The sequence below is a fragment of the Hafnia alvei genome (genome assembly GCF_900095695.1).
In the GTDB taxonomy this organism is placed as follows: domain Bacteria; phylum Pseudomonadota; class Gammaproteobacteria; order Enterobacterales; family Enterobacteriaceae; genus Hafnia; species Hafnia alvei_B.
This window is the reverse complement of the sequence record NZ_FMIQ01000022.1, coordinates 1-26,154: the sequence shown is the minus strand read 5'-3', so window position 1 is coordinate 26,154 and position 26,154 is coordinate 1. Positions and strand designations below refer to the sequence as shown.

Here is a 26,154-nt window from a genome sequence, read left to right as displayed (position 1 = left end):
TTTTAGCTATAAACACCGGATTTTTACACTTTATAAAATTTAACTTTTTATAATATCTTTCTTTAAAAGATTATATATCGCAACATTTGAATGTGCGACAAAGTAGCTCGCATAAGTCATAGGAATTATCCTATTTAGGTGAAACTGTCGTATTAACCTATTAGTGTAAATTTTTGTTTTTTTATGACAATGTCGGAATTATTATTTCCGGAGCCAGATATGAGTGCGGATTACACAATTTTTATCTGGGAAGTGAAATTTTTAACTGGTGTTATGGCTTAATCTCCTGTTTGCATAAGATAAATTAATAAATATATTTATCTGAAAACCACAAAATAAAATTTCACAGGGAATAAATACATTATGGATATTTTCGCCTTAACTGGCGAAGGATCTCTTATTATCTAAATTATGGAAACAAAAATGAAAATGAATAAATTAGCTGTGGCATTGGTTATGACTATGGGTATTGCGTCTGCGGCGGCTAATGCAGCAGGCACAGTAGGCGGTAACGGTGTTATTAAATTCAACGGTTCTATTGTTGATGCTGCATGTTCAATTGCGCCTAATAACAGCGATCAGACTATCGATCTGGGTTCTATTGCAATTAAGGCCTTGAAAGACGGTGCTAAATCAACTCCATCTGATTTCCACATCAAGCTGACTGGTTGTGACGTAAGCGGCGGTGCTGCACCTAAAGCTTCTATTACTTTCAACGGTACTAGCGCTAAGGGTTCAAGCAACCTGTTAGGTATTGTCAGCAGCACAGCATCAGGCGTGGGTGTTGGTATTACCGATGCTAACGGTAAAGACTTCGAACTGGGTAAAGAAACTGAAGTTAAGACCTTGATTCAAGGCGATAACTCACTTGACTTTGCTGCTTACGTGCAGGCAACAGGTGCTTCAGGTTCTGCAATCACCGCAGGTGATTTCACCAGCCAGACTGACTTCGTGATTACTTACAACTAATTGTTCTTGAATGATTGGAACTGTAACCGTACTGAGAATGCTGAGTGCTTGATTACAGGAAAGATTATTTAAAAATTATGTTGTGGTCATGGATGAGGGCGTTGATGACAACGCCCTTATTTCCAGAGAGTGGTTTAGCAGGAGAGATAGCATGGTGGTCCGTACGCTCTGTGCCTTTATGGCTTTAGTTGTAACAACGGCGGGAGCTATGGATGTTCAGCAAGGGCGCGTCAGAATGGGTGGCACCTTAGTGGCAACCGCATGCAGCATATCTTCTGGATCATTAGAGCAGGTTATTGATTTGGGTACTCTGCCCGTTAGCGAGCTTGCACGTACTGGGCAAGGTCCTGAAAAAGCATTTGTCATCAAATTGGAAAACTGTGAACTGACTTCTCAGGATAATTTGCGTCCTGACTTTAAAAGTGTGCATCTCACGTTTGATGGGGTGAGAGATGATACTGCCAATTTACTCAGTATTCATGGAGAGGCCAGCGGGATTGGTCTGATACTAAAAGATGAGGCTGGCAATACTATTGTGCCGGGGAAAGCCTTACCGGATATTCCGCTAAATGTGGGGTCGATGGATTTGAATTATAAGCTGGCGATTCAGCGAAATAAGCACGAATTACGCGCTGGGAGTTACAGCGTTATTGTGAAGTTCAAAGTGGAATATTTATAAAAAAAGATTTTATAGAAAAATAATTACTCTCCTCATCGTTACCTCATATTGGGTAAGTGGAGTTTGCGCATAAAAACGAATTTCAGGCAGATTTTTATCTTCATGTTATGCGCACATTTGGTGAATGGTTTTCTGTAAGAACTGTTTTTGTTTGGTACATCTGGGCTAGAAAATAATAGAGACGGTAATGTCTACATTCCATATCAATAAAATCAGTTTGGCCATGGCGTTTGCATTGGCTAGCACCAGTATGTCCAGCAAGGCCGTGGAATTTAATACGGATATGCTAGATACCGCAGATAAGGCAAATATCGACTTTTCTCGTTTCTCAAAAGCCAACTATATCTTGCCTGGTCTGTATCAGTTAGCGCTGAGAGTAAATGATCAAAACGTGGGTGAGTATCCCTTTAATTACTACCCGCGTGATAACGAGGCAGACAGCAGCGAAGCCTGCGTTTCACCGCAAATAGTCAGTGAATTGGGATTGAAACCTGCCGCCTTAAATAAAGTGACCTACTGGCATCAAGGGGAGTGTGCGGATTTCAGTCAGTTGGATGGCACAACGGTTCGTGGCGATTTATCGAACTCAAGTTTGCAGCTTTCTGTTCCACAGGCATGGATCGAGTACAGCGATCCGAACTGGGTTCCATCGTCACGTTGGGATGAAGGCATCCCCGGTTTGCTGCTGGACTACAACCTGAATGCCTCGATGAGTCGCCCTAATGAAGGTAGCAATAGCCAAAATGCCAGCATAAGCGGAACCGTGGGGGCTAACGCAGGTGCTTGGCGTTTGCGTGGTGACTATCAGGGCAGCTATAGCCGTGCTTCAGGCTCATCACAGAGCAGCCAGCACAATATGGATTGGAGCCGCGTTTATATGTATCGCGCGCTGCCAGCGCTACGTTCAACGCTATCGGTGGGGGAGAACTATCTCTCATCCAGTATTTTCGACTCTTGGCGCTATACCGGGATGTCTTTAAGCAGCGATGACCGAATGCTGCCTCCTGCGTTGCGTGGCTATGCACCGGAGGTTTCGGGGATTGCTAAAACGAACGCCAAGGTTGTGGTGACTCAGCAAGGACGTGTGCTGTACGAAACCACGGTGCCATCGGGTCCATTTCGTATTCAAGATTTGAGTAGCGCAGTGACCGGCAAGCTTGACGTAAAGGTTGAGGAGCAGGATGGGACGGTTCAAACATTTCAGGTTGATACCGCGACGATCCCTTATCTGACCCGCCCCGGAATGGTGCGCTATAAGTTTGCGATGGGGCGTCCGTCAACCTACGAACATCATATACAAGGCCCAACTTTTGCAACCGGTGAGTTTTCATGGGGGATTGCCAATAGTTGGTCTTTGTATGGCGGTAGCATTCTTGCAGGTGATTACAACTCGGCGTCGATGGGTATTGGGCGCGACTTGTTCTTGCTCGGTGCTGTTTCTGCTGACGTAACGCAGTCTTTTGCTCGCTTACCCGGAGAAGAGAAACGTCAAGGGAAGTCATGGCGTCTGAGCTATTCCAAACGTTTTGATGAGTACGATAGTGAAGTGACCTTTGCGGGCTATCGCTTCTCCGAGCGTGACTATATGTCGATGGGCGAATTCTTGGATGCGCGCTATCACGAGGAAAACTCAGGCCACGATAAAGAGCTTTATACCATCACGGCGAACAAAAACTTCTCCGAAGTGGGACTGAGTTTTTACTTCAGCTATAGCCATCAGACTTATTGGGATCAGCCAACGGATGACCGGTATAGCCTGTCTGGAAGCACGTATGTGAGCCTATTTTCACTGAAAAATGTGTCTCTCAACGTTTCAGCCACGCGCAGCAAGATTAACGAACGCAACGATGATGCGGTGTTTGTGAGCCTATCTATTCCGATGGGGAACTCCGCATCAATAGGCTATGACGGCCAGTACAGCAACAATCGATATAGCCAGAACGTGAGCTATTACGACCGTGTTGATAACAACAATAACTACCGAGTTTCAACTGGGGTAAGCAGCGGCGGCGATGAGAGCACCCGTACACAATTTAATGGTTATTACAGTCATCGCGGCGATTTCGCTGATATGAGCGCCAACGCCGCCTATTCGCAGGGCAACTATAGCTCGGCGGGGATGACGATGCAGGGTGGCGCTACGATTACGGCGAAAGGTGCGGCGTTACATTCGGGCGGGATCAGCGGAGGTACGCGTTTGATGGTAGATACCGAAGGCGTTGGTGGCGTTCCGATTAACGGTGGCCGCGTGCATACCAACGGTTACGGCATTGGGGTGATTACGGATATGAACAGCTATTACCGTAATTCAACCAGCATTGATTTAACCAAGATGGCCGACGACGTGGATTCTAGCCGCTCAGTAGTGGACTCAGCGCTGACTGACGGGGCAATTGGTTACCGTAAATTTGGCGTAATCAAAGGTGCGAAAGCGCTGGCGGTACTGGCACTGGCAGATGGGAGCCACCCACCGTTTGGCGCCAGCATAAGAAATAGTGAAGGCAAGGAATTGGCGATCGTAGGTGATGGCGGCATAGCTTGGTTAACCGGCCTACAGGGCGGGGAGTCACTCGACGTGTTATGGGATGGCGCAGCACAGTGCGCGATATCCATTCCTAAAACCTTGCGAGATCAGGAGCAACTGCTTTTGCCGTGCCATGCGGTAGCGCAAAGCCAAACATCCACGGTAGCGAAAGATAGCGCTGCTTTAGAATCGACAGATAACATCCATGAAGAGCAATAACATTATGAAATTAAAACAAACTTTATCATTAGGCTTCGTCTTGTTACTGGCTGCTCAGGCAGCTGATGCAGCCATTGCTCTCGATCGTACTCGCGCTATTTTTGACGGTAGCCAAAAATCGATCAGTCTGAATATTCGCAACGATAATACTCAGTTGCCTTATTTGGCACAGTCATGGTTGGAAGATAGCAATGGCCAGAAGATCACCGACCCGCTGGTGGTTGTGCCGCCTGTTCAACGCGTTGAACCTGGTGCTAAGAGCCAGATCCGAATCAATGCTATGGCTGGGGTTGCCAAACTTCCACAGGATCGCGAGTCCGTATTCTATTTCAACGTACGCGAAATCCCGCCGCGTAGTACTAAACAAAACGTGATGCAGATTGCGTTGCAAACCAAGATCAAACTGTTTTATCGACCAGCGCCGATCGCGATCGATTCAGATGTGATTTGGCAGGAAAAAGTGGTGCTGACGAAAGTCGGTGATGGATATCAGATTCACAACCCAACGCCTTATTACCTCACCGTGATTGGTATATCTGGACAGGCGAAGTCGGATTCGGCAAATGATTTTCGTCCTGTGATGGTACCGCCAAAATCGACTCTTAAGGCGGTTTCCCCAGTTTATGCCACGCCATATGTCACCTATATCAACGATTTTGGCGGTCGCCCTGAACTGAAATTTACCTGTAATGGTAGCGAGTGCCGTGCCGTTGCCAACCAAGGCTAGTGGTGAATGCTATGCGTACTTCATGTCTAAAGTTTGCTCGCACAACGCTGTGGCTCTTCCTGTTTTCAGGGAGTATCACCGCGGTGGATCTGCGGTTGGCTAATGCAGAAGACATTGATGGCTGGGATGTTTTTGGTATGCATGGCGAGCTCCTAGTACAGGGCGCATTAACGGAACCGACCTGCGTACTGGAAATGGAATCGAAAGAACAATCGGTGAATTTAGGAACGATTTCTCGTGTGAGTTTGAATCGGGTGGGAAATCGAACCGATCCCGTAGCAGTGCATATCCGACTGAAGGACTGCGGCGTAGTGGGGAACTCACCGCGAGACAATATGCACGGCGGCAATATCACCTATCTTCCCGGACAGTTGGTTTCCTATATCACCGTGAATGGTGTGGAGAGTGACAATAATAAATATCTGATGAAGATATTTGGCTCAGCACGAGGGGTTGGTTTGCGATTGGAAGATGACAAACATCGTCAGTTGATCCCCGGCGAACATAGCGAACCGTTGATCATGTCTCAAGGAAATATGGATTTAGTGATGCATGCCATGCTGGAGCGAATTCCTGAAGAACTGATCGAAGGTGAATTTCATACCACGGTTAATTTAAATATTTCGTACCAGTAAAGCATTTTAATCAGAAATATGCGCTCGTAGTTATGCTGAGGAAAATAAATATGAAGTTTTTAGCCTTGCTATGTTTAGCGCTATTTTCAAGCACTTCATGGGCAACGATAGATATTAACTTTCATGGTGAAGTCGTCAGTGAACCTTGTGAGGTTGACATAAACTCTGATGGGCAGAGTGTTGATTTTGGTGTTACTGCGATTAAGACATTTTATTTAGCAGGTCGCTCTGACTCTAAACCTTTCAGCATTGGTCTTAAAAATTGTGACGTTTCAATTTCGAAAACGGTGCTGGTGTCTTTTATTGGCGCAGAAGATGGCGATCAAAAAGGATATCTTTCTTTAAAAAGTGCTCAAGTTAAAGGTTTAGCAATCGGCATAGAGTCAATATCTGGTGATGTTCAAAACCCATCCACGCTTATCCCTCTGAATACGGGGTCGGCTAAGTACAGCCTGACTCAAGGCGCCAACTCCTTTAAGTTTGCTGCATTTTTACAGGCCTCACCAAAAAGTATTGCCGACCACAGCATTACAGAAGGGGACTTTAATACTACGGTAGAATTTCATCTTGAATATCCCTAGTCGATATATTTATCGAAAGGTTTTTCCAATCGATATAGCGTAAAGCGTTATTAAGAGTAAAGAATGCAAGTGATTAACCGAAAAGCCATTTCAGTCATGCTGCTAATTTACTTAGCATTGGCGATGCACGTCTTTATTCCAAGTATGGGCGGAAGCGGATTGCGAGTGCCGGGAAATATTGTTGCTTGGGTGTTTATTGCGCTATCTGTTCTTGCCTATTGGCTGCTTAATCGCCATCAATCCATTATTACGACAACCACATCTAATTTAATTGTTATCGGCATTTTATTGCTGTTACTTCCTCTATTTTATACATCAGAAAAATGGCTGAAAGAGGCTCTTCTGCAAATGGCTGGTGTAGTGGCAGGGCTAATTTTTTATTTCACCTTATTGCAATGCCGCTTTAGCTCTCGCTGGCGCATCTTGCTGCTTAATGTCTTGCTGTTTGCGACGTTGGTGCAGAGCGTCATCGGGTTTATTCAGCTCACTCTGCTGCCTCCACTCTCAGGTTTGATGGCGCTCGGTGATGAGGGCGTTAGGCCAACTGGCGTGTTTCGTCAGGTCAATGTGATGGCTTCGTTTATGGCCACGGGGCTGGCCTGCTCGTTGCATCTGCTTTATTTGCCCCAACCGCTGAACATAAGAAGCAAAGTAAGTTCAGTTGTTCATCGTCTAATACATCTACAGCAGTTGGCTGCGTTGGTTTTGTTGCCCGCGATGCTCGTTTTGCTTCAGTCGCGTGCCGGCTATATCGGTGCGATAGCCGTTGTGCTGATTAACTTTATATTACGCGTAAGGAATCAGCCACGTCGGACGACTGCATTTGTCGGCTTAATCATCAGCGGTATTTTGCTTGGTTATACGCTGTTAGTCGGCGCTGAGCTGGTTATCCCCGTCTCTCATGATGGCTCAAATCTGGAACGTTGGAAAATCTTACAGATTACTCTGGCGATGATTATGAACCATCCGATTCTTGGGTGGGGGTATGGCAGTTTCGAGTACAGCTTTGCCCATTTTGCCATTGGCATGACGCCACCGATAACCGGAATGGGCGTTATTACCCACCCACATAACGAGCTGTTGTTTGGCTGGGTTGAGGGCGGTGTTGCTGCACTGGCTGGATATATTTTTCTGGCTACCGCCTATTTTCGCTTAATGGTATTGGCTTGGCGGCGAACGGATAAAAGCCTATTTACGCTATGGCTTCTGATGTTGCCTTTCGCGGTGCATACCCAGTTGGAATATCCGTTTTATATGTCCACAGGGCACTGGCTGATTTTCTTACTGTTGCTGAGCCTAACGGATTCGGCGCTTTCTAAGCCGCGTGTGGTAACGAAACCCAAGATTGTGGGGACCATTCGAGCCGTATCCCTAGTCGGGGCGTGTGGTGGTCTGGGAATCATGCTTTCAACATTACAAACCCAAGTGCTGTTGACTAAAGCGGAACAGCTACAGCTAAGACAGGTAAATATTGATTTCCCTCGATTAGAGCAACAGTTTTGGCAGCATTGGATATTTCAAGAACGCATTGAATATGATCGTCAGGTGAACCAGCTTTTGCAATATAACGTCAGCCGTGACCCTAAAATATTACAGAGCTATATCACATGGTCGCAGCAATATCTATCACACCATGTTGATAAAAATGTATATGCCTATCGTATTGCCATATTGAGTTTTAGCAATAAAGCAGATGAGGCAGAAAAACAGCGCCATGAGGCTAGCCTAATATTTTCTCATGATCCCCGTTTTCAAAACTCGATAGCCATTACGTCAAGGGAGGTGGAATGACTATGTTTGACCATCAGTCGCCAGCAGGAATTAAACTTCAGCCTATCGTTGAATTGAAAACAGGCTCGATTATTGGGTATGAAGTGCTTAGCTATTTTACCGAGGATGTCGATTCTGAATATTACTTTCAGCATGCGCCAGAAAATATATTAATTTCGATTTTCAACCAACAGGTTAAACAGGTGGCGAGTAATCCTGCGGGATACCATTATTTTGTAAATTTATCTGTTCGCGATCTGTTGGGCTCAGAGTTAGAAAATAAAATTCAGATATCTCCAGAACAAAAATTAGTAATTGAACTACAGGACCCAGAGAATTTAGTTGGGCTGAATGATGTAGACAAAGCACAGTTAGTCAATAATCTTGAGCGATTGCGTGAACGCCATATAGCCATTTGGCTAGACGATCTTGATGAACCATTATTATCTACGGTGTGTGAGCTTAATTTTTGCTTTGATGGTATCAAAATTGATAAGTACGCCTTTTGGCGTACTCAGTTTTCACCACTCGAGCTCAAGCAACTAGTTAAAAGGTGTTATCAAATAACATCTAACGTATTAATTGAAGGTATTGAAACTTTACAGCATAGGGATATTGCTGCTCGCTCAGGTGCTAGCCATTTACAAGGCTATCTTTGGCCAGAAACAATAATCCAATAATAAGCTTCCGGGTGACAAGATGATTAGAGTTTTGATTGATGATGATAATGCCTTTTACCGTGAAGGACTGTGGCATTTTATAAAGAAAAACTTTGCTTCAAGTGATTATGGAACGCTTGAATTACTCGAAACCAGTCAAGAGAACTTGGTTGCTTCCGATATTGTAGTAAAGATATTCCAAAATGGTGGTGCTCAAGTTTGTCACCATGAGTTATTACATCGAAAAGCAAATTCGTTGTTGGTTGGTGTATGCAGTGAAGCAGCGCAGCCACCGTTGTCACGGCTACCTGATTGTTTGAAAAATGTGCTGTTTATCAGCCGCAAAGAGACTTTGAATTCGTTGAGTCTCAAGCTGTTACAGGCGTGGAAGCATGCACAACTTGGGGAAGAAAGAGTACGCAACTGCCAAGAATGCCAAGCGCTTTATTTTTCTCCTCAGGAAGAGAAGGTGGTGCGCTATATATGCCTAGGTTTTAGCGTTGAACGCATTGCATGGATACTTTCATTAAATATTAAAACCATCAGCAGTCACAAACGCTCTGTTATGCATAAATTTAATTTGAATAGCGATGCCGAGCTTTTGGCTTTGATGAAACTTTACGAAGAGAGACTCACTTATGTCTCTGGCCGTCGCCGCCTTTTTTATTTAAACACACCGGCGATTGAGTTGAATAATAAACGTCGTTTGCAAGAGGAATTAATTCATACTGTCGCGCTTTAATGGAATTGAGTTTGGACCCTCATCCTCGATGAGAGAAGTATCCGCCAGGGACGGTAGAATTGCCGCACATGCGGTAGCAACAACAAAGACACATAACGTTCAACGATAACGAGTCAATGGAGTTGGAAATGGATAAATTAACGAAGAAAGAAAGAATCTACATGAATTTGGGTAAAATATGTTCAATTAGAATGGGGGAAACTCGCAGTACAGACCCTTATCTACCTGAATCATGTTGGCCAAAAACCAGAGAGGTTGCAGAAGAAAGTGGTGAAAGCATTTATGTTACACGTCACTGGCTATTGCAGCTTGTCGGTGAAGGCAAGGTAAATTGCTATCAAGGAGGAGCTGGTCGTAGCAATTCTCTACGCTGGTGTATTCCAACCCGCTAATTTAGAGCTAGACCCCATCGTTGATTATTAACTTTTGCATTATTCCTTTAGCGGGTAGACTGTCGCATTTCCATTTCTCCGAACATATTTATGTACGGAGCATTTTTGCGGCATTTTGCAATGGAAAAATCCTAATAATCAGCAGATGAATTTAATATATGTTTTAATAATAGCGCAGATGAGGGGAACCTCGTCTGCGTTTCTACTTATTAATCTAAAAATATCATTTAGTAAAATAGGATATTAGGATTTTTCTAAATGAAGTTAATAGTAATTGACTTTAACGATCGTCGTTGCCACGAAAGGCCCTGCTTTGATCGTTTGTCCTGGTATCACTGAAATACTGGCTTTGTAGTTTTTACTCAACTCAGTAATACCTTTCATACTGCCGAAGTTAGTATATTTATTGAACTCGACGGCTTTGCTATCTTGATCCGTGAAACTGAGTTTTACGCCGTTATTTAAATTAATATGTGTGCTATCTAGCAGGGTTTCAGTTGTTGAGAACTCAGAGGTTAAGGAGAAGTCTTCTAGACATCCGCCTTCCTTCACTGCTTTTACGCTGAATTCTTTTGAGAGTACGCCACCGCTGCTGAGCGTTGTTCGGTCAATATCACCAAAATCGAGATTCTGATTTTCTGGATAGAGTTTTATTTGCGCGCCGCAGCTTAAAAAACGTGTTCCGGTTAAACCTGAGAGTGAATACTTAAGGTTTTTTGCATCTGGGCGAAAATTGATCCCACTTGAGCCATCGAGCTGAAAGACAACAAACTCATCGGCTCCTTGATAGTGACCTGACGCTGGCGGTTTTCCATCAACACGAATATAGAGGCGAAAGGTAACGGTAACGACTTTAAACGTTGGTGTACCTGACCCTTTTTTATAGACTGGGCCGCCGCCAGGCACCTGCAATCCTTGGCCATTTTGTTCAAGATCTTTTCCTTCGTAGGTTACGCCTAACTTTAATCCTTGACCCAAAGATTTTGATTTAGGATTAAAATAGAAGGTCACGAAGTCTTGAAAGTTACTTTTCGTGTTGTTATCGCAATAAGCCGTCACAGTGATGGGATTAGACTCCCATACTTTGGTTTTATCGGGAACGTTAGCAGGGATAGCTAATTCGCCAATATCGATAGCCGGCTTGTCAACAACGCCGGTGCCGTTTTCAACGCAGTCAAAAGCAGAAGCATGAAACGATGCGAACAATAATCCCGCGAGTGGTAGCAGGCGTTTTGCATCAAGTTTTGAAAATAAAGCGTGTTTCATTTATCACCTGTTAGAGATAGCGTGTAATCAGCGTGGATGTGGCTTTAAATTCGCCTTCTTTTAATTCCACCGCATCAGATATTTTTATTGGCACCGCGCGTAGTTGAATAGTCTGCGTTTTCTGAATGGTAAAGAACGTATTCAGATCGATATTTTTGCCTGTCGCATCGTCTGAGAGGGCAATGGCCAGATTATCGAGGGTTGTGGTCAGGTAGTTGCTTTTACCTGATGATGTGCCCTGAAATTCTAGCTGCACGGTTGCTCCCGTAGTAATGCTGCATACAATATCGACAGGAGTTACGCTGGCGAAAGCAACGCCGTCAATTTTTTTCAGTGCGATGCGTTTGAAGTCCACATCGAGATTATTGTTTTGGTTAATTTTACAGGCGGCGGGTTCAAATATATTACCGCGAATGTATAGCGTGCTTTTGGAGTCATCTTTTGCCTGACCGCCACTCACCGGGGCTAAAGCTGCAAATGCAGAGCCATTAATCGAGAGCAAAACTCCCAGAAGAAATAATTTTACGTCGCAAAGGCGTATTTTCATTTTATTAACTCGTTACCACATAAAACGGGATTTATCTCCTGCGTTTAGCTCTGCTCAAATGACGTTGGGAGATATATTGAGCGCAGTAAGGGTAACGTATTCATATGCCGGTAAAAACTAACTTTATGGCGTGAAATAAAATGCGAGGTAATTTATCGTATGGATGATCTGATATTTATTTTGCGACCAAATAGTCTGATTTGCTCTTACAAAATAGCATAAAAACCTATTAAAGCACTCCGATGCCTAAGTTTCTCTCTTTTGGAAATATTTTCATTTAAAAACAGTTCGTTATGATCATTTGTGCTGATCTGTCTTGATTTAAATATGACAAGCCAAGCTAGTTAGGAGTGAGGCCATGAGCGACTGAAGCTTAGCCAGCTTGCTAATGTTGGCGAGATAAACTTACTTTTGTGGTAGCAGAGTGTGAACTTCCGCATAAACCGCTGCTCGGTATGTAATTGCACAAAATGCCCCGTATAAAATGAACTATGTAGCATGCGCTTTGAAATAAAAGTGATGCCTAAGTGATGAGCAACGCAAGAAAGAATGGCGTCAAAAGCGTTCAGTGAAAGAGCGATTTGTGGATTGCTTAAATGTAGTGCCAATTGATTATCAAAAAAGGCACGGCTGCTGGAGCCTTGCTCGCGTAGCAGCCAGCGTTCTTGACTCAGTACCTGATATGAAACCGTTTCTTGCTTGGCGAGCGGATGATTTTTACCGGCGATAATGACCATTTCATCTTCTAACCACGGCTCGCAAATAAGGTTGGGTTCGCTAGCGGGTCCTTCCAGTAACGCCACATCAATTTCAAAATGGCTGACCATAGTGCTGATTTTTTGCGTGTTGGCGATAGTGCATTGTGGCAACCACCCTTGATGTTCTTTAAACCCCTTCAGCATGTCAGGCAGAAGATAGCTGCCGATAGTCTTAGTACATCCCACCTTGAGCTGGGTATCTTGGCTATTCTCTCCGAATAATTGTTCAACCCCCTGCATTCGAGACAAAAGTTCGTCGGCGACAGGCAGTAACTTTTGCCCTTCATGATTGATATATAAGCGTGCATGTTGACGATCAAAGAGCCGTACTCCTAGCTGACTCTCTAATTCAGCCAATGTCTGTGAAATGGCTCCTTTTGTCATAAACAGAGTTTCTGCGGCGAGCGTCATGCTGCCGCTGCGGACGATGGCGACAAAGACGGAAAGTTGTTTGAAGGTAATATTCATCGTTTAGTTTCTCTAAACCTAATGTAAAAAATAACTCGATTTTTTAAATGATAGCGGATGGCTATAGTTTTTACCGCAGAAGAATGAAAAAAATCGAGGTGATGACATGTTGAGATACCTACATCATAAGGTTCGCGGATTACCAACCCCCGTAGCGGGTTTAGCGCTGGGGATCGCTAGTTTGGGATGGTGTTTAGAGAATGCTTTGCCGCTTCACGGTGTGGGACAAAACGTAGGCGCATTGATTGCTGGGCTACTGCTTGCCATTCTCGCTATTCGTTTTATTTTTCATCCCGATACGCTGACTCAAGATCTTAAACATCCGGTGGTGGGAAGCATTGTTCCTACCTTTGCAATGGCTGCAATGGTGGTTTCTAAGGCGCTGGGTAACTTTATGCCGACGGCGGGCCAGATGCTTTGGCTGGGGGCTGTTATTGTTCATCTGGTCTCGCTGTCGCTTTTTATTTATCACCGTGCGAAAGAACCTAAGCTGCATCATCTAGTTCCTAGCTGGTTTGTGCCGCCAGTGGGCATTATTGTGGCAGATGTGACTTGCCCAAGTGAGGCCTACACTGAGTTTGCACTGATTTTATTGGCAATTGGGATGGTGAGTTATGTGCTGATGCTGCCAATGATGATCTACCGCTTCATGTTTCGCGATGAAGTGCCTGATGCAGCAAAACCAACGATTGCCATTATGGCGGCACCGGCCAGTTTGTCATTAGCGGGCTATCTGAGCGTTGTCAAAGAGCCTTCAATGCTGATTTGTGCGGTGTTGCTTGGTATCGCACTGTTGATGACCATGGTTATTTATTGTGCTTTCTTTCGCCTAATGCGCTTGCCGTTTAGCCCAGGCTACGCCGCTTTTACGTTCCCTATGGCGATTGGCGCTACCGCACTTTATAAAATGGCAAACCTCGTGGGCAGCTACCCGCAAGCGGTGGAGTATGCGCGACAACTGCATATGATGGCGACGGTAGAAGCAGTGATTGCGACATTAGTTATTGGCTATGTCTCTGTAAGGTTTATTCATAACTATCTGCTACCGCAGAGATTGAATGTTCATCAAGGCATGGTGAAATAAATGAGTTTAAGGAAAAACGTAATGAAAACTTACGATCAGGCTTTTTGGGTTCCTGCTGCTGCTTTAGTGCTCTTTATTGTTTGTTTTATTTGGGCGCTGTTTTTATAAATCCCACGAATAAAAATATAGAGGCAGATTCACAAAAAGGCTCCAGCCACTGAGTGACTGGAGCCTTGCTTATGATGGGCACGGAGTGCCGGATATTGACCGCGCAAGATAATGCGTATGTAGATATATATCGGCTAATTTATCCACGCTAGATTGTTCCATCTGAGCGCTGGCATATTCGAGCACCATCCACAATAGGGCACTACACTGCTGAATCACTAAACCCACTGAATGGCATGAAAGCGCATCTTGTTGCTGTTTTAGCTGGATTAATTCATTGTTGCTCATATTTAACAGATTAAAACTTAGTGCCAGTACATCGAGTAAATTACCGTGGAGCCCGTTTTGGGTATTAGTACTAATTACCTGATGCAGGCATGACATGTTGTTTTGTAGGATCTGTATGGTCGAGTCTTTCATGACTCACTCCTGAGTATGCCAGAGGGCTTAGTTTCGTTATTTGAGTCTGAGTAGAATCGAGTTGCCAACGCGAGATATAGGCTTGATGTTGAGCATATAACGTTAAATAAACACAACAAACGAAGAAAATGAGAAATGAGAAGGTGGTTCCAAACAGATTGGATCTGACGTGTAATGTAATAAATATAATGGAATTAAGTTCTCACCCGCCAGAAATTGATGGGTGAGATGTCGGTATATTAGGCGTCAGATTTTGGCGGTTCGCCAACGGCAGGTGCTAACCAAATTGCAAAAGCGACTAACGCCAACACCACGATCATGGCGGAGCGCAATCCCCAATGCTCACCTAAAAAACCTAGCATTGGAGGCCCAACCAAAAATGCAATATAACCGGTGGTTGCCACGGTACTAACGCGAGCAGCTGGATTTGGCCCAGTGTCACTGGCGGCCGACAACGTAAGAGGGAAGCCGAGTGAAGCTCCTACGCCCCAAAATAAAACTGAAGCGCTGACTAGAAATGTATTTTCAGCAAAAATAATTAACCCTAAGCCGATAACGCCGAAGATGGCGCTGCCCCGAACGACATTAACGCGGCCAAATCGACGCAGGAAATATCCCCCGCAGAAGCGCCCAATGGTCATTCCTAAGGCAAAGCCTGTATAGATTAACGAGCCGGATGTAGGGCTGAATCCATGACCGTCTACCATTAATAACGGCAACCAGTCGTTGGCTGAGCCTTCGGCAAGGGCCATTGCAAGGACAATTAAGCCAATAAGCAACAGACGCTTATCTCGCCAAACATTTGTTTTAGCCTGTGTAGGCTGGTTGCCATTCTGCGCATGTTCTACTGGACGTAGGCCATTCCCCTTAGGTACGGATTTTAGTGCCCACAATGTTGCCGGAACGCAAATAACACCAATTAATAAAAGATGCCACTGTATGGGGAAATTTACCGAGGTAAGCCCATTACCAACCCCTGCGCCAACCAGTGTCCCTAAGCTAAAACAGCCATGCAGCATAGGAAGGAGGGGGCGATGTGATATGCGTTCTACATCGGCGCCCTCAACGTTAATGGCTATTTCAGCAGAGCCCATACCTGCTCCAAATAAACATAACCCAGATGAAACGGTGATCGCAGATGAGAAAAATGCCCCGAGGGCAACCAGTAAAATACCGGCGATCACTAAACCCGTGCCTGCAGCAATAACGGGTTTAGTGCTAAAGCGCTGCACTAAATAACCAGAACAGAGAATTCCAGCCATTGACCCAATCGACAGACCAAAAAGAACAAGCCCCATCTCTGCGGTCGATGCGCCAAGTTTGTCGCGTATTGCGGGAGTTCGGGTCACCCATGACGCCATTGATACGCCAGGTAAGAAAAAGAAAACAAAGAGGGCGAGGCTGCGCTGTTTTAACGTGGGGCTGGGCAAAGGAACCTTCCTAGAAGTGCAAAGACAGAAAATATCTATCGTTCGAAGCGTAAGTTAACATAGCTACACTAACCTTTTTCATTCGTTTTTCAAGAGGAAATAGTAAGAATTACAATGAATAGCATCGTGAAGATAAATGGTGAACCTAATTTTAGTTGTGTTCTTTATTCAAAATGTGAGCGTTAACCCCAGCATATTTAATTATATTTAAAGGGTTTGAAAATAATCAGGGCAATAAACCCCAATGAAAAAAGAATAATAATTTGCATGCTATAAGTATAGTCTCGTTACGATTGTGATTATTTAGCCATCACAGACAAAAGAAAACGCTATGCTAATATAACAATTTCACTATTAGAGAGATTAAATTTCTTATCATTGCTAATATATTGTACATGACTATTAGTCTGTGCAAAATTGCATTGTTTGTAGAATAATCTTAAGGGGTTTTAATATGTTGCTGACAAAAAGTTATAAAAAGGGAGTTTTTATTACTATGTCATTAACAACGATGGTTCTGGCATTCTTTTTGTGGAATGACTACCAAGGCTTAAGAAATTATCTAGGTTACACGGTAGATAAAGGCCGTTCTGCTATCTTTGCTGAAGAATATATAAATCAAAGAATAGCACTTAATTTAATAAAATCATTTTCAATTTCTGAATATAAAAATAAAAAATCAGATTCAAGTGTGCTGAATATCTGTAACCGTATGGAGAACGCAAATGATATTTATGGCTTGAATTTGACTGGGAATAAATATCCTAAACTAGCTGGAACACTACAAACTAAAAATTCATCCTGCGAAGATTGGGCTAGAGATATAAAATATCTTGCGAAGTTTAATAGTCAAGAAGAAGCCATCTCTCAAGAGTACAGTTTTTCTAATTACCATTGGAAAGTGCAAGATAGCATTAGATACTATATTGATTTTGAAAACCAATATATATACATTAATAAGTTAGTCGATAGCTCTCGATACGCATTCAATAATTGGTTGCGATATAATGGAAAGTTTATTGATGTAGATAGCAATGCCAGAAGCATTAAAATTGATGATGAAGCATTGAGGAGTTTGCATGATGGGCAAAGTGTTACTTCACATATATATGATGACGGTTATACCGGTGAAAAAATAATTAGCATGATCACGCCGTTGTTTTTTGGTGGGAATCTTAAAGGTATAATTTTGACTGATGTGAGTATCAATGAGCTAGCAAAGGCATTTTATACATTTGATCGTCCTTTCCTATGGAAATACCTCAGGCTTTCAGTTATAGATAGAAATTCAGCCGAAGAAATTAATTTCAATCAACCAGGTAAGCAGTTATTTAGTATTTTGAACTACGACAAGGATATTACTCGATATTATACTGTCCATCTTAAATTAGATGTTCAATATTTTATTTTAAACAACTTATTTCTTTTTATTTAATATGTGCTTATAACGTATTCCATCTGTAAGTATTTAAAATACCAGATATCAAAAAATGAAGTTTTGTCTTTGGAAAACATAACTGATTCTATGACGGGATTATATAATAGAAAGATACTGACACAGACTCTGGATGCTCGTTTAAAGTCGTTGACTGAAAAAATACTCCAGTCACTATTATTGCTCTTGATTGCGATAAATTAAAAACCATCAATGATACTTTAGGTCATCACATGGGGGATAAGGCAATCACTTTATTAGGAGACGCGATACAAACCTCTATAAGAAAGAGTGATTATGGTATTAGGCTCGGCGGTGATGAGTTCTGTATTATTCTTATCGATTGCGATGTAGAGCGTGCTTTTATTACTATTGACTTAATTAAACAGAAATTAAAAGTGATTGATACAGATGCTATTGTTAATTTTTCATATGGCTGCTACCAGATGAAATCCGGTGATACATTGAGCGATGCGTAAATTAAAGCTGATGAATTGCTATATAAGCATAAGAAAACGAAGGGCTAGGTATTTGCGGTGTTGATGCTAATGTATGGCTTCAACACCTTATCTTTAGTTGTAAAGCTGCCACTTTTGAGTTGGATTGCATAGAGCCAGATTATGCAGGTAATACATTAGCTATCGAGGTATTGCAGGAGCAATCGAACTAAGAGAGTCACTTTCTTCCATTGATTATGTAAGATTATTGATTTGAGTAAAAGTGTGGGCTGTAGCGCACAAACAGCATCGTACAAATTGAAGGCACAAAAAAGCCCGCAGGGCTTGCGCCGTGCGGGCTTCTAGGACTTCATCGGATGACTCTGGTAATCACCGATGGAGAATTTGGTGGAGCTGGCCGACACGGAACAGGAATACCGCGAACTCATCGCTACCGGTGATGAAAGCCGAGGCCGGAGTCTGCAAACCCTGCGCGATATTATCGACGTGAAAAAGTGGGAAATTAATCAGGCTGCTGGTCGCTATATTCGCGCACATGAGATCGTGCAGCGCATCAGCATCAGCAACCGGCTGAATGATTTTATGCAGGCGCATGGCGCAGAGCTGGCCGCCGCGCTTGCGCCTGAATTAATGGGCTATAACAGCCTGAATCCCGCCGTCAGACACTGCGCGATGCAGCACTCCGTCGATTACCTGCGTGAAACGCTGTCGGTGTGACTGGCTGCCGGTGAAAAAATTAATTATTCCGTATAGGATAATGACATTTTAACGGCCATCGGGTTCAGACCTGACGCGGCTTCGCGGGATGATAATCGTGAAAAATACACACCCGCACAAAACCAGAATTACGTGAATAAACGTGCAGAACTGGCCGCGCAGTAGCCCGTCAGAAAATCCCCGTAAATCCCGCTAATTTCCCCTAATTAAGCCATGCATGCGTAAGGTGCATGGTTTTGCATGCATTTTCACATCCCCGCCGCCCTCGTCAGCGCCAGCTCTGGCGCGGTCTGAGGCTGCTCTTGCACCTGCATTGAAAGCGCCCCCTTAAGCGGGCAGGCGTGGCGGGGAGAGCATTGCGCGCTAAATTTAATGAAGGATATTAATTATCAGCAGCAATTGTAACCTCTGGCGATGAGGGAGAGTCATCAGGGTCACTCGCATAGTATCGGTGCGGTTTTCTTTTCTTATCCACGCGGATATGACCATCCCTTTCTAATACCCGGCCTCCCCATGCCGAGATTTTTTGTCTTGTGCAGCCGACTGCATCAGCTATCTCTCGTGCTGTCATGGCTTCACTAAATGCTAATTGACTAATTAACCCCAGTATTTTTATTTCAACTTCAGCGAAGTTTCCATGAGTAACCGGAGCATCTTGATGAATAATTTCTGTTAGTTTTTCATCGTCCTCAAAGCATCTTTTTATTTTTACTTTAACAAGTTCGGCTTCATCATAAATTTTGTTACAGGTTGGACACTTGTAACTTTTCCTCTTTGTTTTAACAAAGTATGGATCATACTTGGATAGCACTTCATCATAAATAAAACGTATTGGAGTGTAATCATCCTTTTTATTTGCATATTTAATATTGTTTTCTAAGCAAACATCATAATCGATAGCATAAAGATTATAACTTCCACCATGCTTAGAAACTACATTCTCTGATATGAAATGTAGCATGAAGTTTTCACACAAAACATTAAGATAATCCCTTCTGGAAGGGTCTATCATCATATGGCTTGCAGCTCTATCAGGGAATTTGTTTTTCTCTTGTAGGGCTTTTTCAATTATTGAATTCCATATATCCATGTTAAATGGTGGAATCAGGCCTTTTTTAGAGCTTCCGGTAAATTGTTTCTGATAGGTTTTTCTAGCGCAAGTAATACCGTAATTTATTTCTGCCAAACCAATTTTAGGATCTTGTGAGTTGGCTCTCGCCTGAATAAATGCGTTTTGGAGTATTATGCCAATAGTTCTTGATACACCAATGGTTTCTCTCGTGATTCGGTAGAAGATATCTTCTTTATTAGCCTTGAATATATCGTTGAATTTTAAATTGGGGCAGAACTTTTCAATCCGTTTGTTTATCAGTTGTTCAACGAAAACCTGCATTTTGTTAATGCCAGCTATAGCACCATCAAATCTTTCTACATATTCGTTGAAATCTAAAGGAATTGCAAAAATGTCTCTTCCAATAATTATTTTCTCGCCAAAGTCATATCTATCGGTTATGACTCCAACCTTGAAAAACATTCCTATTCTTGAGCCTAAAAATGATTTTAGTAAAGAACTGAATTTAGCTTGTGATTCAGAATTGAGATCCGAATATTCATCTAGGAAAATATATATAGCATCGAGCTTTGCTTTGTTTTTGATTTGACTAATCTTATTCAAAAAATCTTGAACATTAAGTCATTTTATTTTGGTTTGAGTGCTATTTACCGTTTTCTCCACTGAATCACTGATGCCAGCACTTATCTCTGCCTTTGTAATCTCCGCCTTTGCTGCAAGATTTATATCAGCCTTGTGTTTATTTTGTCTGCTTTCTTCAATCTTACGACTGGTGCTAATCGTTATTCCTTCGACAAGAATTTTCTCAATATAATCAAGGTCGTCTAATGCGGGGTTTTCTTTTTTAAAAATTACGAGATGTTTTTCACTGAACATCAGCGCTAACTGTTTTTTTAATGAGTCTATAATTTGTCTAATGAAGTGAATTTCAATTAACTCAAGATCACTCGTTGAGTCAAAAATATCTATGCATGTACTTAAATCTATAAATATTGGTAGGACTTTTTTTGTGCCAAGTAAGGTTTCAGTACCTTTAAGTTCAGGGGATATTGATTTTAAACATTCATAATATCCACGAAGTAAATTTGTTGTTTTCCCTGTGCCACGTCGACCTGATATAAAGTTATCTTGCTTTTGAAGTAATCCATTTAATATTCCGAAATAATCAATGAAATAATCCTCAAGAAGCGAAAGCTATTTAATATTGTCAAGCGATATATAATCCGCTCGCAGTATCGAGTTAAATGCTGTGCTAATATTATCTGTGTCTAAAGCATTCATATTAACGATCCTTCATTAACTGTTTTCATATTATAAATATATTGTCCCCACCAGTTCATCAGATCCTTGCGGAGATTGAGATAGTTCGAACGATTGTATGCACGTCTTATCTCATTTCTGTCTGAATGTGCTAATGCAGCCTCGATTACATCAGCATTAAACAACGCTTCATTCATTGCAGTACTTGCGATTGAGCGTAAACCATGTGCAAATAATTTACCACCATAGCCTATTCGTTTTAAGGCGGCGTTCGCAGTTTGGCTATTCATCGGGTGTTTAGGCTCATTTCTGCTTGGGAAAATATATGTTCTATGTGCACTTATCGGCTTCATCACTTCAAGAATATTTAACGCAAGAGGGGATAGAGGGACAATGTGTTCCCGCTTTGCTTTCATCCGTTCGGCTGGAATCGTCCAAAGTTTTGCATCGAGATCGATCTCTGCCCACCGAGCACCGGCAGCTTCAGAAGGGCGCACAAGGGTAAGGAGCTGCAACTCAATTAGACAGCGAGTAGGAACAGACAGATTTGACATAATCAATGTGCGCATCAGTTTCGGCAATTCTTCTGGTCGCAGTGTGGGCATGTTTTGCTTCTTCGGTCTCTCAAAAGCCATCCCCACACCTGACGTTGGATTGGCATCAAGTAAGCCGATATTTACCGCGTAAATCATAATCTCATTAATACGCTGTACCAAACGGCGAACTGTCTCCAGTGCTCCGCGTGCTTTGATTGGCTCAAGTGCTTCAATGATAGTTCTGGCTTTAATCTCCTGAACCGGTATCTTGCCAATAGAAGGAAACACGTCTTTATCTAAAGAGCGCCAAATGTCTTTTGCATAATCCGGTGTGACGCTTTTGCTCTTTAGCTGGAACCAATTGGCAGCAACAGTAGAGAAAATGCTGTCCAGCTCTATTTGGCCCTGCTCTGAAACCATTTCTTGTTGCTGCTGAGGATCTATCCCTTGTGCCAATAGGGATAAATGTTGATCGCGTATTTGACGTGCGGCTGCGAGTGTCAGGGCAGGATATGCGCCAAGGCTCAGATTTGTACGGCTGGTACTGTTTGGTCACTGATAGCGAAAACGCCAAAGTTTTTTACCAGAGGTTTTGACGAGTAAGAACAGACCATCCCCATCGTGGAGGGTAAAGTCTTTTTCGCGGGGTTTAGCTTTAAGGATTTCGTTATTTGTTAGAGGGCGTGTGATGCGCGCCATGTCTGGATCCCTTCCATGATTGGTACACGCTTATTGGACCACAGTATAGCGTGTACCTAAACGTGTACCAATTTTTACTGGATTCAGGCGGATCGTATCGGACGATTACAGGCACAAAAAAGCCCGCAGGGCTTGCGCCATGCGGGCTTCTAGGACTTCATCGGATGACTCTGGTAATCACCGATGGGCTGGGGTCTCTGTAATCCGTGTAATAACAATATGGTTTAAAATACTATTGTTCTTTTCATTTTTTCTTAGGGTGCAATTATGGGACCTTCAAATTAATCTACAAAATAACAGATTGGTTTTTTCTATAATAACAAGGTCGCTACGAAAGCATAATCCCCAGTTCAACTCCCTGCCATAACTGAACTCTATCAGTGAACGATGACCCAAAACAAAGCGAGAAAAATTAGAAAGTAGTAAAAATTTTCTTGCTGTGATCAGTGGTGTTAGCGTTTTTGCATGTCTTTTTACATAAAAAGGGGATTTGGATGATGAAAAGAAGCGAACTCAAGAATGCGTTATCGTGGTTCAAATATGATAACTATGATGTCATCTGGGATCTCACTCTGGAGGAGTTCTGGGTGGAGATTGACCGCCGTATTATTGGCTATAACATGTTGAAACGATGCACGGAACTGGATGACGTTGGCAAAACTCAATTATTAATCCATTGCGATAAAATCATTTGTGGCGATGTTCTGTTTGGTGGTGAGACAAATACACCAGAACACATACTGGCATCCAGCTATGCAATTGTCCCTCTTCTGCGCAGGGAAATCCCATACTGTGTGGCTTCCCTGAAGTTGGCGGAGATGGCCAGTGAAACCAAGGGACATGGTGAAGGTTCTGAGTATGTTTCTCAATACTTCAGCGAAATGGGCGTAAACAGAAAAGGCAGTATTGTTGTCACGATGAACCTTATGGAAGCATCGAGTGATGAACTCATTGAACACCTGAAAGTGCTTATCCCCAAATGGAAGAAGCAACTTAAAGCGCCAGAACCGGAAGTCAGGGATTATCGCTTTGGTATCAGCACCCTTAAAAAGGTTCTCAATTATAGATTGATCCCCCTGATGGATCTCATTTTCTGGGAAGAACTCAAAGACACGAAAATCCCGTTTTCAAAACTCGAAGAATTGCTTTACGGCGAAAGCGATGATTACCGCACAGCGGATCTGATTAAAGCAACTGACTATCCGCTAGCTTTAGACTTCCTGACAACCCCTACCTACATTAAGTCTTTTCAGGATTACATCATTAAAAATGACTACCTGAAGGATGCAAAGATAAGAGATCACCTCGTATTTGAAGACTGATTCTCAAAACAGGTGATGTTCACTCTGGGTGAACGTCATCTGAACTCAATACCTCCCAGTTTCCTGCAAAGATCAATGTTCTGAACATCCCTCGAACGTCACAGGTAATATCGCGATAATTGTCTCTATCGAAACAACAACGGAGATAACGATGAAAAAACAAAACTCAGTAAAGACAAGGCTTATTCGATTGCCTGAAGTGTTAACCCGGACGGGCTTCTGTAAGGCTTGGATCTATCATCTTATCAAAGAAGGAAACTTCCCTTCTCAGGTAAAAACAGGTGCAAGATCTGTGGCGTTTATTGAAAGTGAAATCGACGTATGGATTGAAAATATAATCCAGAATACACGCAATGGTTATACAGAAAATAACTTTTCCCGATAATGAGGTGATTTATGATATTAAAAATAAAAACGACAGCACAGTTTAATGAAGTCGCAGAGAGGTTATTCAATGAGAATATTCATAGAATAAGAAAGGAAATGTCGGGGTTTTATAAGTCGCTGATGGAAAACAAGAAGGAAATGGACAGATTTATTGAGATTGTTATCGATCTCACGAAGGAGCATTTTTATGAAGGACATGATGAACAAAGTGGATGTTGTCTGTTCAGAAATGTAAATCAGATAAAAGCAAGAGCATTTTTGCGCTCACTGGCATTCACTCATCGATATATGTATAAAAATATCTTCACGCTGTAAACAGGTAAATACTGACGGCTTAAATAATCACGGTAAGTTCCTGTCATCATTTAACGATGAGGATTGCTTATACCTGATATTGCTGGCGTCATAAAAAAGTAGATGTTAACAATAACCCTTAATGAAAGAGAGGTAATAATATGTTCAGTTTTAGAAATGAAACAACGGGTATGTTCTTTGGTATGTCATTGCAAATCTATTCAGATATGTTTAACTTGGCAGATGAAGAGACGCAACGTGTGATATATACCAAGGTAATGGACCCGGAATTTATCAACAGTTTTATTGGGCTGGCAATCATCATGGCCGAAAAATGTTTTCGGGATTCCGTCTGGAAAAAAAATGCAGAAGAAAAGCTGGCTGAAGTAGATTTCAGAGAAGTCAAACAAGCACTGTTCAAAACACATTATGAAGTTTTAGCTGAGTCGTTATAATGGTGTCAACAGTATTAGCCCCTGATTCGGGGCTGATAAGCATTATCTTAAGATGATATTTTACGGCGTGGCGCTTGTTGACGCTCACAAGTAGAAGCAAACTCTGACAGTTGTTCAAGACTGAGTTCAACAGCACATTGAAGCTCCAGCGCAGCCTCTGTACGTAGCTTAATCACCAGTGAGACAATCTCATTATCACTTTTCTCACGGATAAGCGTTCGGGCCAGTGCTTCATAAATACCTCGTTAATTAATAGTGGGTATTTATATATTAAGAGTTATACGGAATGTGTCAAACGAAGGAAGCGATATATTGATTTGCGATCCACGTTTATTCTGTTTCATTCTCTTCGAAAAATAATATTTCAGGAGGTGTCAAAACAGAGGGATCGTTATTCTTACCATCATTGATGCCGGTTTCAGTGTGGAAAGTATAGACATTTTCAAATACCACATTTTCGTTCACATTAAACTCCTGTGCTTTCCTGACATTAGGTCGTTGTTTTGCGTTGATAGAATGCGCTTGTCCCTTCAGGAATATGTTTGAGTTCATAAAAAGGTCGCCGTCTCTGTCAATAATAATCCCTTTAGCTTTGAGCTTTTTAAAAACAAGAGACATATTGGATTTTTTGATATCTAACTCACGACAGAGTTTTGCCTGAGAGATATGAAAACAGTTTCCGAACTCCATGATGTTCAGGATGCGAGCAATAACCTTCAGCTCATTCTTTGAAATATCTAAGTCAGCGAGTTGTTGAAAGTTTCTGGTAAACATATGAACGTAATCGATATCCTTCTTTATAGACTTAATATTTTCCTTTCGAGTATAGATATTCGTTGTGTCCTTATGTGTGCTGTAATAATACTCAAAAACCTGCACCTTTTGCTCATTGTTAAAATCGTGGTCATCGATAAATAACTTTAACTCGAAAGGGGATAAGTCATTAATGGCTGTAAAATCTATTGTTGTCATTGTATTTCCTTTTATTATTGTTGTTTATACATAACAGATTAAACACTATCGTCAATAATAAAGTCAAAAATAAATGGAAAAAGTTTTAATATAATGGAGCGCTGTCCATAGAGCAGAGTAAATGAATGTAGATGAATGTTATAATGCTGGAATAAGTTTAATCAGACTGGAATGCCCGCCACTTTTAAATGATGGTTTCAGTGTGAAACTAAGGTTATAGTTTTTGCTAACTCTAGTTATAGTTTTCGATAACCCGAGTTATAGATATCGATAACCATAGTTATAGGAAACTATAACCTTTTTTCTGTAATGCATTGTTTTATATGGTAAATTACTGCCGTAATATAGTAATAAGTATAATATAGTAAAAGGGAATGCGTGCCGATTGAATGGCACCTGTTTTTATGATTATGGATTGAGCTTTCTGGTCTTGGATTCGAGCGATAATTTAATATGGATGATCAATTTTAATTTTTCTGGTGAAAAGAGGTTTTCTTAATATTTTATTAGTGCCTGATCAAAATGGCACCTACCTACGTTATCTAAATCATTTTTCTGTATGTGTCTTA

26 protein-coding genes and 2 pseudogenes are annotated in these 26,154 nt (G+C 42.2%); 18 read left to right on the top strand and 10 right to left on the bottom strand.

Annotated features, from left to right (window positions below; translation table 11 throughout):
* Window positions 1-423 precede the first annotated feature (423 nt).
* The 10 genes from BN1044_RS06385 (at window position 424) to BN1044_RS06340 (ending at window position 9,897) form a co-directional block, all read left to right on the top strand.
* Complete coding sequence (locus BN1044_RS06385; protein WP_025800496.1) at window positions 424-969, top strand: fimbrial protein; 546 nt, start codon at window positions 424-426, stop codon at window positions 967-969.
* Window positions 970-1,120: 151 nt separating this feature from the next.
* Window positions 1,121-1,648, top strand: coding sequence for a fimbrial protein (locus BN1044_RS06380; protein ID WP_025800497.1), 528 nt, complete (start codon window positions 1,121-1,123; stop codon window positions 1,646-1,648).
* A 187-nt stretch (window positions 1,649-1,835) separates the two neighbouring features.
* Complete coding sequence (locus tag BN1044_RS06375; protein ID WP_043491386.1) at window positions 1,836-4,391, top strand: fimbria/pilus outer membrane usher protein; 2,556 nt, start codon at window positions 1,836-1,838, stop codon at window positions 4,389-4,391.
* Between the two features lie 4 nt (window positions 4,392-4,395).
* Window positions 4,396-5,118 (top strand): fimbria/pilus periplasmic chaperone, encoded by a 723-nt coding sequence (locus tag BN1044_RS06370; protein WP_025800498.1) that lies wholly within the window; start codon window positions 4,396-4,398, stop codon window positions 5,116-5,118.
* An 11-nt stretch (window positions 5,119-5,129) separates the two neighbouring features.
* The gene (locus BN1044_RS06365; RefSeq protein ID WP_025800499.1) at window positions 5,130-5,753 is read left to right on the top strand and encodes a fimbrial protein; all 624 of its coding nucleotides are present in this window, start codon (window positions 5,130-5,132) and stop codon (window positions 5,751-5,753) included.
* 50 nt (window positions 5,754-5,803) lie between these two features.
* Window positions 5,804-6,334 carry a fimbrial protein gene (locus BN1044_RS06360; RefSeq protein WP_025800500.1) on the top strand — a complete coding sequence of 177 codons (531 nt, stop codon included), beginning with the start codon at window positions 5,804-5,806 and terminating at the stop codon, window positions 6,332-6,334.
* Between the two features lie 63 nt (window positions 6,335-6,397).
* Window positions 6,398-8,125, top strand: coding sequence for a PglL family O-oligosaccharyltransferase (locus BN1044_RS06355; protein ID WP_072307995.1), 1,728 nt, complete (start codon window positions 6,398-6,400; stop codon window positions 8,123-8,125).
* On the top strand, window positions 8,122-8,784 hold the full coding sequence (locus BN1044_RS06350) for an EAL domain-containing protein (protein ID WP_247650261.1): 663 nt from the start codon (window positions 8,122-8,124) through the stop codon (window positions 8,782-8,784). Before BN1044_RS06355 ends, BN1044_RS06350 begins: the two co-directional genes overlap by 4 nt.
* A 19-nt stretch (window positions 8,785-8,803) precedes the next feature.
* The gene (locus BN1044_RS06345) at window positions 8,804-9,505 is read left to right on the top strand and encodes a LuxR C-terminal-related transcriptional regulator (protein ID WP_025800503.1); all 702 of its coding nucleotides are present in this window, start codon (window positions 8,804-8,806) and stop codon (window positions 9,503-9,505) included.
* Between the two features lie 128 nt (window positions 9,506-9,633).
* A complete protein-coding gene (locus BN1044_RS06340) occupies window positions 9,634-9,897 on the top strand; it encodes a FaeA/PapI family transcriptional regulator (protein ID WP_071889956.1) in 264 nt (87 codons plus the stop codon).
* Window positions 9,898-10,161: 264 nt separating this feature from the next.
* Here BN1044_RS06340 and BN1044_RS06335 read toward each other — a convergent pair whose 3' ends face one another.
* The 3 genes from BN1044_RS06335 to BN1044_RS06325 all read right to left on the bottom strand — a co-directional run bounded on the left by BN1044_RS06335 (window position 10,162) and on the right by BN1044_RS06325 (window position 12,936).
* Window positions 10,162-11,163 (bottom strand): fimbrial protein, encoded by a 1,002-nt coding sequence (locus BN1044_RS06335; RefSeq protein WP_043491389.1) that lies wholly within the window; start codon window positions 11,161-11,163, stop codon window positions 10,162-10,164.
* Window positions 11,164-11,173: 10 nt separating this feature from the next.
* Window positions 11,174-11,710 (bottom strand): fimbrial protein, encoded by a 537-nt coding sequence (locus BN1044_RS06330; protein WP_025800505.1) that lies wholly within the window; start codon window positions 11,708-11,710, stop codon window positions 11,174-11,176.
* A 344-nt stretch (window positions 11,711-12,054) separates the two neighbouring features.
* Window positions 12,055-12,936: a LysR substrate-binding domain-containing protein gene (locus BN1044_RS06325; protein WP_025800506.1), complete on the bottom strand. Its 882-nt coding sequence runs from the start codon at window positions 12,934-12,936 to the stop codon at window positions 12,055-12,057.
* Between the two features lie 106 nt (window positions 12,937-13,042).
* Here BN1044_RS06325 and BN1044_RS06320 point away from each other — a divergent pair, with 106 nt between their 5' ends.
* Complete coding sequence (locus tag BN1044_RS06320; protein ID WP_043491393.1) at window positions 13,043-14,020, top strand: TDT family transporter; 978 nt, start codon at window positions 13,043-13,045, stop codon at window positions 14,018-14,020.
* 177 nt (window positions 14,021-14,197) lie between these two features.
* On the opposite strand, the gene BN1044_RS06315 is transcribed toward BN1044_RS06320, so the two are convergent.
* Both BN1044_RS06315 and BN1044_RS06310 read right to left on the bottom strand, forming a co-directional pair.
* Complete coding sequence (locus BN1044_RS06315; RefSeq protein WP_072307993.1) at window positions 14,198-14,548, bottom strand: hypothetical protein; 351 nt, start codon at window positions 14,546-14,548, stop codon at window positions 14,198-14,200.
* A 239-nt stretch (window positions 14,549-14,787) separates the two neighbouring features.
* Window positions 14,788-15,978: an MFS transporter gene (locus BN1044_RS06310; protein ID WP_072307992.1), complete on the bottom strand. Its 1,191-nt coding sequence runs from the start codon at window positions 15,976-15,978 to the stop codon at window positions 14,788-14,790.
* A gap of 454 nt (window positions 15,979-16,432) precedes the next feature.
* Between BN1044_RS06310 and BN1044_RS06305 the strand changes: the two genes are divergently transcribed.
* From BN1044_RS06305 to BN1044_RS06300, 3 genes and pseudogenes are all read left to right on the top strand, one after another.
* On the top strand, window positions 16,433-17,413 hold the full coding sequence (locus BN1044_RS06305; protein WP_081329549.1) for a GAPES1 domain-containing protein: 981 nt from the start codon (window positions 16,433-16,435) through the stop codon (window positions 17,411-17,413).
* Between the two features lie 176 nt (window positions 17,414-17,589).
* Window positions 17,590-17,892 carry a diguanylate cyclase gene (locus BN1044_RS23855; RefSeq protein ID WP_081329548.1) on the top strand — a complete coding sequence of 101 codons (303 nt, stop codon included), beginning with the start codon at window positions 17,590-17,592 and terminating at the stop codon, window positions 17,890-17,892.
* A gap of 366 nt (window positions 17,893-18,258) precedes the next feature.
* Window positions 18,259-18,753 (top strand): annotated as a pseudogene (locus BN1044_RS06300) (phage polarity suppression protein); the annotation flags it as partial.
* A 217-nt stretch (window positions 18,754-18,970) separates the two neighbouring features.
* Here BN1044_RS06300 and BN1044_RS06295 read toward each other — a convergent pair.
* The 3 genes and pseudogenes from BN1044_RS06295 to BN1044_RS06285 all read right to left on the bottom strand — a co-directional run bounded on the left by BN1044_RS06295 (window position 18,971) and on the right by BN1044_RS06285 (window position 22,155).
* Window positions 18,971-20,263 carry a helix-turn-helix domain-containing protein gene (locus BN1044_RS06295; RefSeq protein WP_139130902.1) on the bottom strand — a complete coding sequence of 431 codons (1,293 nt, stop codon included), beginning with the start codon at window positions 20,261-20,263 and terminating at the stop codon, window positions 18,971-18,973.
* Window positions 20,264-20,281: 18 nt separating this feature from the next.
* Entirely contained in the window at window positions 20,282-20,536 is a 255-nt protein-coding gene (locus tag BN1044_RS06290) for a hypothetical protein (protein WP_072307990.1), read from the bottom strand.
* A gap of 401 nt (window positions 20,537-20,937) precedes the next feature.
* Window positions 20,938-22,155: pseudogene (locus BN1044_RS06285) on the bottom strand (integrase domain-containing protein).
* Window positions 22,156-22,649: 494 nt separating this feature from the next.
* On the opposite strand from BN1044_RS06285, the gene BN1044_RS06280 reads away from it, so the two are divergent.
* The 4 genes from BN1044_RS06280 (at window position 22,650) to BN1044_RS06265 (ending at window position 24,613) form a co-directional block, all read left to right on the top strand.
* The gene (locus BN1044_RS06280; RefSeq protein ID WP_081329547.1) at window positions 22,650-23,477 is read left to right on the top strand and encodes a DUF6387 family protein; all 828 of its coding nucleotides are present in this window, start codon (window positions 22,650-22,652) and stop codon (window positions 23,475-23,477) included.
* 151 nt (window positions 23,478-23,628) lie between these two features.
* Window positions 23,629-23,862, top strand: coding sequence for a helix-turn-helix transcriptional regulator (locus tag BN1044_RS06275; protein ID WP_072307989.1), 234 nt, complete (start codon window positions 23,629-23,631; stop codon window positions 23,860-23,862).
* Window positions 23,863-23,873: 11 nt separating this feature from the next.
* The gene (locus BN1044_RS06270; protein ID WP_072307988.1) at window positions 23,874-24,179 is read left to right on the top strand and encodes a hypothetical protein; all 306 of its coding nucleotides are present in this window, start codon (window positions 23,874-23,876) and stop codon (window positions 24,177-24,179) included.
* Window positions 24,180-24,319: 140 nt separating this feature from the next.
* Window positions 24,320-24,613: a hypothetical protein gene (locus tag BN1044_RS06265; protein WP_072307987.1), complete on the top strand. Its 294-nt coding sequence runs from the start codon at window positions 24,320-24,322 to the stop codon at window positions 24,611-24,613.
* A 47-nt stretch (window positions 24,614-24,660) separates the two neighbouring features.
* On the opposite strand, the gene BN1044_RS23320 is transcribed toward BN1044_RS06265, so the two are convergent.
* The gene (locus tag BN1044_RS23320; RefSeq protein ID WP_438830562.1) at window positions 24,661-24,825 is read right to left on the bottom strand and encodes a DUF4756 family protein; all 165 of its coding nucleotides are present in this window, start codon (window positions 24,823-24,825) and stop codon (window positions 24,661-24,663) included.
* A gap of 118 nt (window positions 24,826-24,943) precedes the next feature.
* Window positions 24,944-25,585, bottom strand: coding sequence for a DNA-binding protein (locus BN1044_RS06260; RefSeq protein WP_072307986.1), 642 nt, complete (start codon window positions 25,583-25,585; stop codon window positions 24,944-24,946).
* Window positions 25,586-26,154: the final 569 nt, after the last annotated feature.